Annotated in this window: 10 protein-coding genes and 1 pseudogene; 1 reads left to right on the plus strand and 10 read right to left on the minus strand. The window is 72.8% G+C overall.

What is annotated here, in order from left to right; all coding sequences use genetic code 11:
* Positions 1–11: 11 nt before the first annotated feature.
* The 9 genes and pseudogenes from DMA15_RS08850 to DMA15_RS08890 all read right to left on the minus strand — a co-directional run bounded on the left by DMA15_RS08850 (position 12) and on the right by DMA15_RS08890 (position 10,029).
* Positions 12–1,478, minus strand: coding sequence for a SidA/IucD/PvdA family monooxygenase (locus tag DMA15_RS08850; protein ID WP_125512208.1), 1,467 nt, complete (start codon positions 1,476–1,478; stop codon positions 12–14).
* On the minus strand, positions 1,478–2,890 hold the full coding sequence (locus tag DMA15_RS08855) for an aminotransferase class V-fold PLP-dependent enzyme (protein ID WP_125512209.1): 1,413 nt from the start codon (positions 2,888–2,890) through the stop codon (positions 1,478–1,480). Before DMA15_RS08855 ends, DMA15_RS08850 begins: the two co-directional genes overlap by 1 nt.
* A 137-nt stretch (positions 2,891–3,027) precedes the next feature.
* Positions 3,028–3,621 carry a DUF3995 domain-containing protein gene (locus DMA15_RS08860; RefSeq protein ID WP_125512211.1) on the minus strand — a complete coding sequence of 198 codons (594 nt, stop codon included), beginning with the start codon at positions 3,619–3,621 and terminating at the stop codon, positions 3,028–3,030.
* Positions 3,618–3,974, minus strand: a complete 357-nt coding sequence (locus DMA15_RS08865; protein WP_125512213.1) for a DUF6191 domain-containing protein — start codon at positions 3,972–3,974, stop codon at positions 3,618–3,620. The genes DMA15_RS08860 and DMA15_RS08865 overlap by 4 nt, the downstream gene beginning before the upstream one ends.
* Before the next feature lie 147 nt (positions 3,975–4,121).
* Positions 4,122–4,976: an NAD(P)H-binding protein gene (locus DMA15_RS08870; protein ID WP_125512215.1), complete on the minus strand. Its 855-nt coding sequence runs from the start codon at positions 4,974–4,976 to the stop codon at positions 4,122–4,124.
* Between the two features lie 157 nt (positions 4,977–5,133).
* A pseudogene (pepN, locus tag DMA15_RS08875) lies at positions 5,134–7,673 on the minus strand (aminopeptidase N).
* A 79-nt stretch (positions 7,674–7,752) separates the two neighbouring features.
* Complete coding sequence (locus DMA15_RS08880) at positions 7,753–8,112, minus strand: chorismate mutase (RefSeq protein ID WP_240659719.1); 360 nt, start codon at positions 8,110–8,112, stop codon at positions 7,753–7,755.
* A gap of 11 nt (positions 8,113–8,123) precedes the next feature.
* Positions 8,124–9,032 (minus strand): AraC family transcriptional regulator, encoded by a 909-nt coding sequence (locus DMA15_RS08885; protein WP_125512217.1) that lies wholly within the window; start codon positions 9,030–9,032, stop codon positions 8,124–8,126.
* Between the two features lie 121 nt (positions 9,033–9,153).
* Positions 9,154–10,029: an alpha/beta hydrolase gene (locus DMA15_RS08890; RefSeq protein ID WP_125512218.1), complete on the minus strand. Its 876-nt coding sequence runs from the start codon at positions 10,027–10,029 to the stop codon at positions 9,154–9,156.
* A gap of 109 nt (positions 10,030–10,138) precedes the next feature.
* Between DMA15_RS08890 and DMA15_RS08895 the strand changes: the two genes are divergently transcribed.
* A complete protein-coding gene (locus tag DMA15_RS08895; RefSeq protein WP_125512219.1) occupies positions 10,139–11,968 on the plus strand; it encodes a beta-galactosidase in 1,830 nt (609 codons plus the stop codon).
* A gap of 18 nt (positions 11,969–11,986) precedes the next feature.
* Here DMA15_RS08895 and DMA15_RS08900 read toward each other — a convergent pair whose 3' ends face one another.
* The gene (locus DMA15_RS08900) at positions 11,987–15,091 is read right to left on the minus strand and encodes an endo-alpha-N-acetylgalactosaminidase family protein (RefSeq protein ID WP_125512221.1); all 3,105 of its coding nucleotides are present in this window, start codon (positions 15,089–15,091) and stop codon (positions 11,987–11,989) included.
* Positions 15,092–15,211: the final 120 nt, after the last annotated feature.

Here is a 15,211-nt window from a genome sequence, read left to right on the forward strand (position 1 = left end):
TGAGGCACCGGTCAGTTCTTGAGGCGTACGAGGTTTCCGCGCTGTTCGCCGATGCGGCCGGTGGCGCTGGTGTGCTGTTCGGGGGTGCTCAGGCCGAAGCTGGTGAAGGCGGTGCGCCGGGGCAGGGGGTAGGGGGTCTTGCCGGTGAGCGTGTTGAGGATGGTGGCGCTGCGCCAGGCGGCGAGGCCGAGGTCGGGGGCGCCGACGCCGTGGGTGTGGCGTTCGGCGTTCTGGACGTAGATGTTGCTGCCGGTGCCGGTGATGGAGGGGTCGAGCGCGAGGCGGTACTGCTCGTCGATGCGGGGGCGGGCGGAGGAGTCCTTGCGGATGTAGGGGTCGAGGCCGGCGAGGAGTTGGTCGAGGGGGCGTTCGCGGTAGCCGGTGGCGAGGATGACGGCGTCGGTGGTGAGGCGGGTGCGGGTGCCTTGCTGGAGGTGTTCGAGGTGGAGTTCGACGCGGGTGGTGGCGACGCGGCCCGCGGTGCGGACGCGGACGCCGGGGGTGAGGACGGCGTCGGGCCAGCCGCCGTGGAGGGTGCGTCGGTACAGCTCGTCGTGGATGGCGGCGATGGTGTCGGCGTCGATGCCTTTGTGGAGCTGCCACTGGTGGGGGACGAGACCGTCGCGGACGGCTTCGGGCAGGGCGTGGAAGTAGCGGGTGTAGTCGGGGGTGAAGTGTTCGAGGCCGAGCTTGCTGTACTCCATGGGGGCGAAGGCCTCGGTGCGGGCCAGCCAGTGGATCTTCTCGTGTCCGGCGGGGCGGGCGCGCAGCAGGTCGAGGAAGATCTCGGCGCCTGACTGTCCTGAGCCGACGACGGTGATGTGTTCGGCGGCGAGGAGCAGTTCGCGGTGGTGGAGGTAGTCGGCGGAGTGGATGACGGGGACGGTGGGGGCTTCGGCGAGGGGCTTGAGGGGTTCGGGGATGTGGGGGGTGGTGCCGACGCCGAGGGCGATGTTCTTGGTGTAGGTGCGGCCGAGGGCTTCGGCTTCGCCGTCGGTGTCGAGTTGGGTGTAGTCGACTTCGAAGAGGTCGCGTTCGGGGTTCCAGCGGACGGCGTCGACCTGGTGGCCGAAGTGGAGTCCGGGGAGGTTCTCGCTGACCCAGCGGCAGTAGGCGTCGTATTCGGCGCGTTGGATGTGGAAGCGCTCGGCGAAGTAGAAGGGGTAGAGGCGTTCGCGGGTCTTCAGGTAGTTGAGGAAGGTCCAGGGGCTCGCGGGGTCGGCGAGGGTGACGAGGTCGGCGAGGAAGGGGACTTGGAGGGTGGCGCCGTCGATGAGGAGGCCGGGGTGCCAGTGGAAGGCGGGGTGCTGGTCGTAGAAGGCGGTGTCGAGTTCGCCGAGGGGCTGGGCGAGTGCGGCGAGGGAGAGGTTGAAGGGGCCGATGCCGATGCCGACGAGGTCGCGGGGGTCCTCGGGGGTGTTGCGCGGCTGGGCGCCGGGGTGGTCGGGTGTGCCGGGCGTGCCGGGCGTGCCGGTCATCAGGGGGTGGTTCCTTCCGGACGTTCGGGCTGGGGGGTGGCGAGTGCGAGGAGCGCGGCGAGGTCGTCGGCCCGGGTGTGCGGGTTGAGGAGGGTCGCCTTGAGCCATCTGCGGCCGCCGAGGTCGGCGCGGCCGAGGACGGCGGTGCCTGCGGTGAGCAGCTTCCTTCGGGTGTGGGCGAGGTCGGTGTCGTCGGCGTGGACGGGCCGGAACAGGACGGTGCTGATGGCCGGTGTGTCGTACAGCTCGAAGCGTGGGTGGGCTTCGACGAGGGCCGCGAACCGCTGCGCCTGGTCGCAGACTCGGTCGACGAGGTCGCCGATCCCGCGTCGGCCGAGGGCCTTGAGGGTGACGGCGATCTTGAGGATGTCGGGGCGTCGGGTGGTGCGCAGGGAGCGGCCGAGGAGGTCGGGCAGGCCGGCGTCGGTGTCGTCGTCGGCGTTGAGGTAGTCGGCGCGGTGGGTGAGGGCGGCGAGGTCGCGGGGGTCGCGGACGGCGAGGAGGCCGGCCGCGGCGGGCTGCCAGCCGAGTTTGTGCAGGTCGAGGGTGAGGGTGTGGGCGCGGTCGATGCCGCGCAGGAGTTTCCTGCGTACGTCGCTGAAGAGGAGGCCTCCTCCGTAGGCGGCGTCGATGTGCAGGCGGGCGCCGTGGGCGGCGCACAGGTCGGCGATGTCGTCGAGGGGGTCGATGAGTCCGGCGTCGGTGGTTCCCGCGGTGGCGGCGACGAGGATCGTGCCTGGTGGGCCGCCCAGGCTGGTGAGGGCCGCGTCGAGGGCGGCGGGGTCGAGGGTGCCGGTGGGTGCGGGCACGGTGACGGGGTCGGGCAGGCCGAGGAGCCAGGCGGCGCGGGGCAGGGAGTGGTGGGCGTTCGCGCCGACGACGAGGCGCAGGGGGTGGCGGTTGCCTTGGGCGGGCGGGGTCTCGCGGGCGAGGAGCACGGCGAGTTGGTTGGATTCGGTGCCGCCGGTGGTGACGAGGGCGTCCGCGTCGGGGTGGATCTCGGCGGCGATGGCGCGGGTGACGAGGGCTTCGAGCGCGGAGGCGGCGGGGGCCTGGTCCCAGGAGTCCATGGAGGGGTTGAGCGCGGAGGCGGCCAGGTCGGCGGCGGCGGCGACGGCCAGTGGCGGGCAGTGCAGGTGGGCGGCGCACAGGGGGTCGGCGGGGTCGGCGGCGCCCGCGGCGAGGGCATGGACGAGGGTGCGCAGGGCTGCTTCGGGGCCGGTGCCCCGCTCGGGCAGGACGGGTTCGGCGGCGGCGCGCAGGCGGTCGGTGACGGCTTGGGGGCCGTCGGCGGGGAGGGGGCCGCGGCGGGCGGCCGCCCCGTCGCGCAGGGCGTCGAGGGTGACCGCGAGCAACGGCCTGAGGGCGTCGGGGCCTTGGGCGCCCCCGGCGAGGGGCGGCGGGGTGCGCATGGGCGTGTCCTTCGGGTCTGCGCGTACGGGGCCACCAGCCTGTACGCCACTTGGGCGGCGTGCCCGAATACTTCGGCGAACCGAACCCGAAAGTGGTACTGCCGTGCGGAGAAAACGTGTGGGGGTGGGGTGGGGTGCTAGGGCCTGTGCGGCGGATCAGGTCGCGTGTGGGTGGTGGTCACCTTCTGGTGTGGGTGGTGGTCGCCTTCTGGTGTGGGTCGGCGGGCGTCCGGGACCTGGGGCGGCGACGGTTCGCGGGAGCGGAGGGTGGCGAGGCCGAAGGCCAGGCCTCCGGCGATGAACCAGGGGTTCCACAGGGCCAGCGTCCAGGCCCGCTGCCCGGCGCTCACCGAGGCGTCCAGCTGTGCGGTGTCGGTCAGCAGCAGCACCTCGACGCCGATGCCCCGGACCAGCAGGAGCGCGCTGATGCCCCACCCCAGCCCTCTCGCCGCCAGGGCGGGACCGCCCCGCAGCCTGGGTGTGGCGAGCAGCCATGCCAGCGAGGCGCCGAGGAGGCAGAGCGCGCCCACCCCCCACAGACCGGCCAGGACGAACCAGAGCGGCCGCTCGTCGGCGAGGGGTCCCGCGGAGACGCTGAGCGCCGTGTCGCCGCCGAGGGCCCAGTAGAAGTGGAGCCCGGCGAACGCGGTGGCCCAGAGGCACGCGATACGTCCCCACAGTGCGGCGGACTGCTCTGTTCCCGCTCCCGCTTCCTCCGGTCGGCGTCTCACCGTCGCGCCTCACGGCCATCGCGCCTGTCGGCGCCCGAACCGCGGGCTTCCCGCGGCATCACGACGAACGCCACGCCATTGGTCAGGTCGACGCGGGAGCGCGGCGGCGCGCCGTCGCTCTCATCGTCCCGCCGCAGCAGTTCCACCCGCCGCTGCTCCAGCTCCACCGTCTTGTTGCCGTTCACGACCGCCGTGAATTCGTCGAAGGCGATGTTGGAGAGCGATCGCCCTGTGCGCCTGCGCAGCCACGGGATCAGGCCAAGACCCGTGAACCATCGCCACACGCTCTCCACCAGGGCGAACAGGGCCAGCAGACAGGTGAACGCCGGGAACGACATGAGCCAGATCGTCACGGGTGGACCTTCGTCGGCCGCAGCACGGTTGCCATGGGACCACTGTGGTGGACCCGTGGCGCGCGGGGATCCGCCCGGCGCATGATCCGCCTCCCCCGCGCGGCGGAGGCCGGGGGCGGAAGCGGAGGCCGGGGCGGAAGCGGAGGGTCAGGGGCGGAAGTCGTCCTGGTGGTCCCGCGCCCACTGCGCGAACGTGCGGGCGGGCTTGCCGGTGACGGTCTCGACGGTGGTGGTGATCTCCGGTGCGACGCCGACGGATTCGGCGAAGGAGGCGAGGAGGGCGGGGAGCATCTGCGGCGGTACGTGCGGGAAGAGGTCGGGGCCGACTTCCTCGGGGGGTATGTCGATGAAGCGCAGGGTGCGGCCGAGGGCGGCGCCGATGAGGTGGATCTGCTCCTCGGTGGTGAGGGCCTCGGGTCCGGTGAGGCGGTGGACGGCGCCTTGGTGGCCGTCGTCGAGGAAGGTGCGGGCGGCGACGGCCGCTATGTCGGCCTCGTGGATGGGGGCGGTGACGGCGCCGGGGAACGGGCCGCGGACGGTGTCGCCGACGCGGATCTGGGGCGCCCACTGGAGGGAGTTGGTGGCGAAGGCGTTGGGGCGCAGGAAGGTGTGGTCGAGGCCGCTGCGCGCCACGCTCGCCTCGAGTTCGGCGTGCGCGGTGTAGAGGGGGTGGCTGGTGTCGGCGCCGTCCTGGACGATGCCCGAGGAGAGGACGGTGACGTGCTGGACGCCGCCCGCGCGGGCCGCGTCAAGGAGGGCGGGGGTGTGCGCGCCGACGGCCCGGAGGTGCAGGAAGAGGCCGGTGGCGCCGTCGAACAGCGGGGCGAGGTCGGCCGGTTCGGGCGTGTCGCCGGAGAGGTCGAGGCGGGCCGCCTGGGCGGCGGCGGGGAGGCCCGCGCGCTCCGGGGAGCGGATCAGGCCGCGTACGGGGGCTTGTTCGGCGGCGAGTTGGTCGACGAGGGCGCGGCCCACGTTTCCGGTGGCTCCGGTGACGACGATCACGGGGGCTCCTTACGGTCCTGGTGGCGGCCGTGCCGAGGGGTTCCGGCCCGGCTCTTGATCGAGCCTAGGCCGGTACCGCCGGGGCCCGAATCGTCGTTTGGGACCAGGGGCGGGGCCGGGGGGCGTAGGCCTCGGGACCTACGCCCGCGGACCTCCGTCAGCCCTTGCCCGCGCCCTGCCGTACCCGCAACGCCCTGGCCAGGTCGTCGAGTTGGTCGATGAACTTGCGGCGCAGCGCGGGGATGGGGTCCGCGTCGCGCAGGCACCGCTCGCCCAGTCGGAGCGTCTCGGCGGCCACGAGGGGCGCGGGGAAGGCCCATCGGCCCACGACGTCGGCGACGGCGGGCCCGCGCCGGGCGGCGACGGCGACGGCGTCCTCGTAGTAGCGCGGGACGTACTCCTGGAGGAGGTCGGTCTGTTCGGGCTGCCAGAAGCCCTGTGCGGTGGCCTTGAGGAGGTAGTTGGACAGGTCGTCGGAGGCGAACATCGCCTCCCACGCGGCCCTCTTGGCGGCGGCGTCGGGCAGCGAGGCCCGGCAGCGGGCGGCGCCTTCCCGACCGGTGGCGCTGGGGTCCCTGGCCAGTTCGGCGGCGATGGCGGCCTCGTCGGTGGCGTCGAGCACGGCGAGCCGGGCGAGGATGCGCCAGCGCAGCTCGGGGTCGAGTTCGGGCCCGCCGGGCACCGTGCCTTCGGTCAGCCACACCTGGAGGGGGCGGGCTGGGTGGCGACGTCGATGGCGGCGCGGACGGCGGTCAGGCGCAGGCCGGGGTGGGAGCCGTCCTCGGTGCGCCGGATCAGGTCGCGGCAGAGTTCGCCGAGGGCGGCGAGGGCGGCGGGCCGCTCGTCGGGGCCGGTGTAGCGGTCGGCGATGTGGGCGGTGGCGAAGGCGAGTACGCCTTGGACGAGGGCGAGGTCGCTCTCCCCGGGGAGGTGGGTGAGGGCCGCCGTCAGATAGGAGCCGCAGTCGAGTTCGCCGTCGCGGACCATGTCGCGCAGGCTGTTCCACAGGACGGCGCGGGTCAGGGCGTCCGGGACGCCGGAGAGGCCGCGCAGCGCGGTCTCCCGGGAGGTGTCGTCGAGGCGGATCTTGGCGTAGGTGAGGTCCTGGTCGTTGGGGACGATCAGGGCGGGGCGGCCGCCGTCGCGGGGCGGGGCGGTTTCGGTGGCGGGGATGTCGGTCTCGTAGCGCTCGCGCAGGACGAGTCCGGGGCCGCCGGAGAGGTCGCGGTCGTAGACGCCGATGGCGACGCGGTGGGGGCGGCCGCCTCCGTGGGTGTCGGTGTCGCGGTCGAGGGTGAGGGTCCACTCGCGTCCGGCGTGCAGGACCTTCGAGGTGAGGGTGTCGACGCCGGTGGTGCGCAGCCAGGCCTTGGCCCAGGCGTGCACGTCGCGGTCGGTGGCGTGGGCGAGGGAGTCGATGAAGTCGTCGAGGGTGGCGTTGGCGAACTTGTGCCGGGCGATGTGGGTGTTGATGCCGGCGAGGAAGTCCTTCTCGCCGAGCCAGGCGACGAGCTGGCGCAGGGCGCCGGCGCCCTTGGCGTAGGAGATGCCGTCGAAGTTGAGCAGCGCGGACGCGGTGTCGGGGACGGCGTCGGGGTCGGGGGCGACCGGGTGGGTGGAGGGGCGCTGGTCGGCGTCGTATCCCCAGGTCTTGCGGGCGATGCCGAAGGCGGTCCACGGGTCCATGGAGCGGGCGGCCCCGGCGCTCGTCTCGGCGGTGGTCTGGAAGCCCATGTACTCGGCGAAGGACTCGTTGAGCCAGATGTCGTCCCACCACCTGAGGGTGACGAGGTCGCCGAACCACATGTGGGCCATCTCGTGGGCGATGGTCATGGCGCGGGACTGCCGCTCAGTGTCGGTGACGGCGGAGCGGAAGACGTATTCGTCGCGGAAGGTGACGAGCCCGGGGTTCTCCATTGCGCCCTCGTTGAACTCGGGGACGAACGCCTGGTCGTAGGAGTCGAAGGGGTAGGGCTCGTCGAACTTCTCGTGGAAGCGGTCGAAGCAGGCGCGGGTGATGTCGAGGATCTCGTCGGCGTCGGCGTCCATGAAGGGCGCGAGTGAGCGGCGGCAGTGGATGCCGAAGGGCAGCCCACGGTGTTCGGTGCGCACCGAGTGGTAGGGGCCGGCGGCGACGGCGACGAGGTAGGTGGAGATGAGGGGGGTGGTGGCGGCCCGCCAGGTGCCGCCGAGGTGTTCGGTGATGCCGTTGGCGAGGACGGTCCAGCCTTCGGGGGCGGTGACGGTCAGGTCGAAGGCGGCCTTGAGGTCGGGCTGGTCGAAGGCGGGGAAGACGCGCTGCACGTTCTCCATGAACATCTGGCTGTACGTGTACGTCTCGCCGTCGCTGGGGTCGGTGAAGCGGTGCATGCCCTCGCCGGTGCGGGAGTAGCGCATCGCGGCGTCCACGCGCAGTTCGTGTTCGCCCGCGGTGAGCCCGTCGAGCGCGAGGCGGTTGCCGACGAGGGCGGCGGGGTCCAGGGGCTGCCCGTCGAGGGTGGCGGAGCGCAGTTCTGCGGGGTTCAGCTCGACGAAGGTGGCGCCGTCGGCGCGGGCGCTGAACCGGATGGCGGTACGCGAGTCGAAGGTCTCGCCGTCCGGGTCCGTCGCGTGGGTCAGGTCGAGCTCGACGGTGTACCGGTGGACGTCGATGAGCTGGGCTCGGGTCTGCGCTTCGTCGCGCGTCAGTGCGGGCATGGGGCCATGCTGCCCGATGGCGGCGGTCGCGGTGTAGGACGAAGATCTCCGCGCCCCGCCTGTCGGGCCCGGGCTGCCTCTAGGAGGACTTGGCGATCGTCTCGTGGTGGCGGATCACCTCGGCGATGATGAAGGTGAGGAGCTTCTCGGCGAAGGCGGGGTCGAGCTTGGCGTTCTCGGCGAGCTGGCGCAGGCGGGCGATCTGGCGGGCCTCGCGGGCCGGGTCGGCGGGCGGCAGGTGGTGGTTGGCCTTGAGGTGGCCGACCTGCTGGGTGCATTTGAAGCGCTCGGCGAGCATGTGGACGACGGCGGCGTCGATGTTGTCGATGCTGTCGCGCAGACGGGCCAGTTCGGCGCGCACGGCCTCGTCGGAGGCGGGGGACGCGCTCGCGTCGGGGGCGGGGACGCCGTTCGCGTCACTGGTGTGGCTGGTGTTCATGGGCCATGAGCCTACGTTGCCGGTCCGGGGCCGCCCGCCTCGGAGGAGCGCAGGATCGGCGGGTGGTCGGGGTCCGGTATCTGCTGCGACCAGCCGCCGGGGACGGCGCGGCCCTGTTGTTGGCGGAAGCGGACGGGGGCGGTGCCGACGCGGCGGGTGAAGAGGCGGGAGAAGTAGGCGGGGTCGTCGTAGCCGACGCGGCGGGCGACGGCGGCGACGGGCAGTTCGGTGGCGGCGAGGAGTTCCTTGGCGCGGCCGAGGCGGATGCCGAGGAGGTAGTCCTTGGGGCTGCATCCGGCGCCGCGCCGTACGGCGGTGCGCAGTTCGGCGGGGGTCATGCCGTGCCGGGCGGCGTGTTCGGCGACGGACAGGTGCCGGAAGGCGTCGCGGGCCAGGGCCTGGAGGACGGGGTCGCCGTCGGGGGCGATGTCGGCGCGGGCGCGGCGCAGGGCGACGAGCAGTTCGTGGACGGCGGCGCCGGTCTCGACTTCGAGGAGGGGGTTGCCGCGGCGGGCGGCGCGGGCGATGCGGCCGACGGCGGCGCGGGCACCGGCGGCGTCGGAGAGCGGCACGACGGGACGGGCGGGTTCGATGTAGCCGAGTTCGGTGTACGTGGTGGTGGCGGGGCCCGTGAAGTCGACGAAGCACTCGTCCCAGCCGGTGTCGGGGTCGGGCCCGTAGTGGTGGCGCACGCCCGGGGTGAGCCAGATGAGGGCGGGCGCGGTCACCGCCGTACGTCTGCCGTCGGGCCCGCGGAACCAGCCGCCGCCCGCGCTGATGACGACGGCGACGTGGTGGTCGAGGGTGCGGGGCCCGACGGTCGGCAGGAGGCCGTGCTGGAGCCCGACGCCGAGACAGACCAGACCGAGCCGGTGGTGGACCGGGCTGGGAGTGAAATACCGCATCCACGTGTGGTACATCCGCGTGCCCCTTTCGGTGCGGGTTCCCTTGCGGGTTCGGTTCCCCTTGGAGGTGGTGCGGGTTCCCCTTGCGGGCCGGGTTCGACGTGTGGCGTGAGCCTGCGCCCCTCCTCCGCCCTCCTCACCGGATGTGGGCCAGCAACCTGCGCAGGATGGGTTCCGCGTGGGTCCAGAGCAAGGAGCCGCCGGCGGTGGGGAGCAGGTGGCGGGTCGCGTTCGGGAGGGTTCGGGTGAGTGATTCGCCCAGGTCCGGGGAGTGGGTCGGGCTGGTGTCCTTTCCGCCGTACCAGAGGTCGACCGGGACGGTGAGGTCGGCGGGGTCGAACGGCCAGCGGTTCATCGCCAGGGCGGTGTCGCGGGCGTAACCCGCGGGGCCCTGGGTGAATGCCTCGTCCATCGCGCGGCGGAAGGCGTGCTGGAAGACGGGGTCGGTGTAGACCGCCAAGTCCGTGTCGGGGCTCGTCGTGGTGATCAGGTCCCAGAGGGTGTCCGCGCTGCCGAAGTCGGCGAAGGAGGCCTCGGCGGTGTCGGGGTCGGCCGTGACGGCGTCCACCATGCCCCGCACCTGCGGGTTCAGCGAGTGGGCGAAGCGGGGATGGGCCAGTTCGTCGCTGCCGGACACCACGGCGACCGCGTCCACCAGACCATGCGCCGCCAGCGCGAGAGCGAATGGAGCCCCTTGGGAGAACCCGACCACCAGTGGCGTGCCGAGAGCCCGCTCCTGGATGAGGTGCCGGATGTCGGTGGCCCAGTCGGTCAGCGTCCGGCCGGGGGCCGGGTCGGAGGCGCCTAGACCCGGCCGGTCCACGCTGATCAGTCGGACACCCGCCGCGTCGACGACATCGCCGCCGAAGCCGAGCCACCTGCTGGTCGCCGCCCCCGGACAGAACAGGACCGGGGTGCCGTCGGCCGGCCCCCACTCCGCCCAGCCGAGCAGTCGGCCGTCCGGCAGCTTGGTCTCTCCGAGCCGCTCCGGTTCCCTCACGCCGTAGTTCATGATCCCTACCGTCGATCGTTGCGTCCAACCGGACCCGATCTTTGTCCATGGACCCCGCGCCCCGCCAGAGGTGATCGTGAACGGGCGGCAGGTGAACGGGAGGGACGCGATGGACGGGTTCAGGGTCGGCGAGGACGATTTCGAGCTGGACGGGCGGCCGGTGCGGTTGCTGTCGGGGGCGCTGCACTACTTCCGGGTGCACGAGGCGCAGTGGGGGCACCGTCTGGCGATGCTGCGGGCGATGGGGCTCAACTGCGTGGAGACGTACGTGCCGTGGAATCTGCACGAGCCGCGTCCCGGCGCGTTCCGTGATGTGTCGGCGCTCGGCCGTTTCCTGGACGCGGCGTGCGAGGCGGGCCTGTGGGCCATCGTCCGCCCGGGCCCCTACATCTGCGCGGAGTGGGAGAACGGCGGGCTGCCGCACTGGCTGACGGGCGCGCTGGGGACGCGTGTGCGCACCCGCGACACGGAGTACCTGGGGCATGTGGAGCGCTGGTTCCGGCGGGTGCTGCGGGAGGTCGTGCCCCGCCAGTACGGGGTTCCGGAGACAGCCAGCCCGGATACCGGCGGCCCGGACTCAGGAGACCCGGACTCAGGTAGCCCGGCCTCAGACGCCCCGCACGGCGGACCCGTGATCATGGTGCAGGTCGAGAACGAGTACGGCAGTTACGGCTCGGACCAGCTGTACCTGCGCCACCTGGCCGACCTCCTGCGCGCCGAAGGGGTGCGGGTGCCGCTGTTCACCTCGGACGGCCCCGAGGACCACATGCTGACCGGCGGTTCGATCCCGGGCGTCCTGGCGACGGCCAACTTCGGCTCGGGGGCGCGCGCCGGCTTCGGGACGCTGCGGGCGCACCGCCCCGAGGGGCCGCTGATGTGCATGGAGTTCTGGTGCGGCTGGTTCGACCACTGGGGCGCGGAACACGTCGTACGGGACGCCGACGACGCGGCGGCGGCGCTGCGGGAGATCCTGGAGTGCGGGGCGTCGGTGAACATATACATGGCGCACGGCGGGACGAACTTCGCGGGCTGGGCGGGCGCGAACCGCGGTGGCGGCGCTCTGCACGACGGGCCGCTGGAGCCGGACGTCACTTCGTACGACTATGACGCGCCGATCGACGAGACCGGTCGCCCGACGGCGAAGTTCTGGCGCTTCCGTGAGGTCCTGGCTAAGTACGCGTCCGAACCGCCGCCCGAGCCGCCCGCTCCCCCGCCGGTCCTCGGCGCCTCCGCGTCGGCGGCCCTCACCGACTGGTCCCCGCTGGACACGGTCCTGGAGCACCTGGGCACCCCAGAAGCGGAATACGCCGTGCCGCCCACCTTCGAACAGCTCGACGTGGACCGCGGCTTGGTGCGCTACACCGTCTCGGTGCCGGGCCCGCGCGAGCCGTATCCGCTGAGCGTGCGAGGGCTGCGCGATCTGGCGGTGGTGTACGTGGACGGGGAGCGGGCCGGTGTCCTGACCGAGGACGAGCCCGTCCTTGCGGCGCCCGTGACCGGGCACGCGCGCGTGGAGCTGTGGGTGGAGTCGCTGGGCCGGGTCAACTACGGGCCGCGCACGGGCGAGCCGAAGGGGATCACGGGCGGGATCCTGCACGAGCGGCAGTACTTGCACGGGGTACGGGCGCGCGGGCTGCGGCTCGACGCGTTCGACGCGCCGTCGGCGGTACGGGAGGTCCCCGCGACCGGCGCCGCGCGGGGCCGCCCCGGCCTGTACCGGGGCACGGTCGAGATCACCGCCCCCGGCGACGCCACCCTCGAACTCCCGGGCTGGACCAGGGGCTTCGTCTGGCTGAACGGCTTCAACCTGGGCCGCTACTGGTCGATGGGCCCGCAGCGCACGCTGTACGTGCCGGGTCCCGTGCTGCGGGAGGGCGGCAACGAGGTGTGGGTCCTGGAGCTGGAGGGGACGGCCGGGGCAGAGATCACCCTGTCCTGAGGCCGCCCCCCGAGCACCTCAGACCTCGGTCACCTCGAACGCGTCGAGCACGAACTCCGCCGTGCCGTCGTCGCCGGTCTTGCGCAGACCGACCCAGGCCTCCCCCTCGGCGGGCGCCGTGAACTCGTAGGTGAGAGTGGTCGGGTCGGTGGCGACGGGCAGCTCCTTGCGGTCCGTCTCGCGGGGCGCGGGGGTGTCGACCGCGGTGATCCAGGCGTACTGGCCCGCCTTCTCGTTCTCGTAGCGGAAGGAGACGCGGTAGCGCCTGCCCGGCGTGAAGCGGACGGTGTGCGGGACGGTCCGGTAGACGAGGCCGGTGTTCTCGCCGCGCGACTTCAGCGATTCGGTGCCGTCGATGACGTCGTCGATCGCCTTGCCGTTCCAGCCGCGCTGGGTGTACGGGGCGTGGCGCTGGGCGATGTGGGTGCGCGGGTCGGTGGCGCCGCCCGAGTCGCCCTTCACGAAGGGCCCCCAGCCCTGGGGGACGTGCTCGAAGTCCTCGTGTACGAGGGTGCCGCGGGGCCGCTTGACGGGGTGGGCCGCGACGACGCGTACGTTGTCGAAGCGCACGCGCGCGTGGCCCGCCTCGGCGCGCAGCGTCAGCTCGGCGGTGCCGCCGCCCTCGGGGACGGTGAAGTACGTGAACATGCGCTGGAAGCGGGTGCCGTGCTTGCGGTCGGCGGCGACGTAGTTGACCGCGGTGGACGTCTCCGTGTGGTTGGCCGCGGTGACGCCGTCGGCGGTGCGCACCTCCAGGGAGGCCCTGCGCCGCTCCCCCGCCTTCTCGCCGACCTCGACCTGCACGGAGGCGGCGTACGTGCCGGCCTTGAGGCGGGCGAGGCGCTGTCCCACGGAGGCGGCGGCGCCCGCGCCGATGACCAGCTCGTGGTCGCCGAGCGCGCTGAGCCGCACGGTGGCGGGCCCGCTGACCTTCCAGCCCTTCAGGGAGCCGGAGTGGAAGCCGGGGTCGTGCAGCGGGGTCCCCTGGCCCCACTTCGGGTCCGGCAGGGCGGCGGCGCGCTCGCGGTAGAGGACGTAGGGCTGCTTCGGCTCGGCCTCGACGGTGACTTCTCCGCCCGCCACGGAGACGTACGACTCGAAGACGCGCCCCTGGTCGGTGAGCCGGTAAAGGGCGATGCGGGAGCGGCCCGCCCACGCGCGCGGGAGCCGCCAGGTGCTGGTGCCGCCGGTCGGGTTGTAGTGGTACAGCTTGGCGGGGTCGGTGGCCTCGCGGGGCTCCCAGGGCAGGAGGTAGCGGCCGTCTTCGTAGACGACGCGTCCGTCGGTGGTGATGCGCCGCTTGCCTGCGGAGGCGTCGGAGACGGTCGTCCTCGTGGGACCGGAGAAGGTGATCTCGTGGTCGCCCCAGGTCTTGATGGGGTACGCCTGGAGGTACTTGGCGGGCAGCGAGTGGGTCCAGATCAGCTCGTAGAAGGCGTGCCAGTCGGTCTTGCCGACCCAGCCCTCGAAGTTGCCCATGCGGGCGATGCCGAGGAGGGTGGGCCACTTGTCGGCGAAGACGTCCTTCTGGTGGTTGCGGACGAAGCGGATCAGGCGGGAGTTGATGCCGCGCGAGGTGTCGCCGCCGTAGTCGGTCTCGGTCGCCCAGTGCGCCCAGACGGCGGAGCGTTCGAGGCCGTGGCCCCACTCGGTGGTGACGGTCCAGCCCTGTGCGCGCAGGGCCCGCTGGAGGCGGTCGGAGGTCCAGCCGGACTCGCGGAACACGTCGATGTAGAGGGTGTTCAGGCCGCGGCCGGTCTGGGCGCGCAGGTCGGCGAAGCGTTTGATGATGTCTCCGGAGACCAGGTCGCGGCGCTGGTCGATGCGGTAGCTCTGGTCGAGCCAGTCCCACTGCTCGTTGTCCTTGTCGACGAGCTTCTCGGAGAAGGCGTGGGCGACGGGGTAGGACTCGGTGGCGTTGACGTGCACGCCGAAGTCGCTGTGCCACTTGCCGCCCTCGCGGACGAGGGTGTTGAGGTCGTCGAGGCCGCCCGCGCGGGTGTTGTAGTTGCCCGCGTAGTCGGGGTGGGCGGAGTCGTGGCCCTCGGACTGGTAGCCCTTGAGGAGCGTGTACTGGCGCAGCCCGTCGGTGGCCAGGTGGATCCGCTTGACGTCGTCGAGGGTGGCGAGGAACGGGTTGGTGGCCTGTGAGGCGAAGTTGAAGGGGATGTGCGGGACGACCCGCAGATGCTGCTCGTCGGCGCCGAGGGGGTCGACCATGATGTCGCGGAAGGCGATCGCGGCGTCCTGCCAGTCGACCTTGCCGTCGCCGTTGCGGTCGCCGGTGATCACGACGGTGGCGTACGGCAGGGGCTCGGTGGCGTCGACGGGCGCGGTCGCGGCGCGGTGGGTCCACTGCCCCGGCGTCAACCGGGCCTCTACGTGGTCGCCGCTCTTCACGGTCTCGCGCCACAGGCGGCCGTTCTCCCAGGTGGTGCCCGCCTGGGAGGTGGGCTTGTCGTAGCCGGTGTTCGTCTCGATCGCCCCGCCGAGCGTGTCGTGCGCGACGACGGCGTACGCGCATCCCACGGGCGCCTCGGCGGGCGTGTCCTTGCCCGGCCGGACCAGGGTGTCGCCGCTCTTGGCCTTGTCGAGCTGCACCTTCGCGGCGAGGAGTGCGGCGCCGGGCTGGTCGTCGCGTACGGAGAGCAGGGCGAGGCCGGGGATCCGCAGGGTGCCGACGCGCAGCGTGTCGGTGTCGGCGATCCTCGTGACGCGCCAGTGGACCCGGTGGCCCTCGACCGCGATCTCGACGTCGATGCGGGTGCCGCCGTCGAAGGTGAGTACGTACGTGATGCGGGAGCCGCCCGCCGACGCGGTGACCCGCGGGGTGTGCTCGGTCTCGTCGATGAGGACGGGGGTGACGGCGGTGGCGGCGTCCGGCCTGCCGTACAGGAGCGCGCCGCTCGCGCGGTCGGTGTAGGAGACGACGCGCGGGAACGCGGTGGCGACGCGGACGTCCAACGCGCGTGAGCGCAGGACCACTTCGGCCGGAAGGGGCTTGGCCGAAGTCTCCCCGGCGTACGCGCTGGAGCCCACTCCGATGGCGGCTCCCACCCCGGCGAGCGCACCGGTGGCGACGACGGCTCTGCGGCTCGGCCCGGATGTGTCTGGCAGCGGCATGCGGCACCCCTCCATGGGACGGAATCGGTGCCGATCACGATGCGCCGGGCCGGGCGGACGCGCCTATGGACAAAGGAGGGACAGGTGTTGGACTTACCGCCGGGCGGCGGCCCGTGCCGG

The sequence above is a fragment of the Streptomyces sp. WAC 01529 genome, from assembly GCF_003945545.1.
In the GTDB taxonomy this organism is placed as follows: domain Bacteria; phylum Actinomycetota; class Actinomycetes; order Streptomycetales; family Streptomycetaceae; genus Streptomyces; species Streptomyces anatolicus.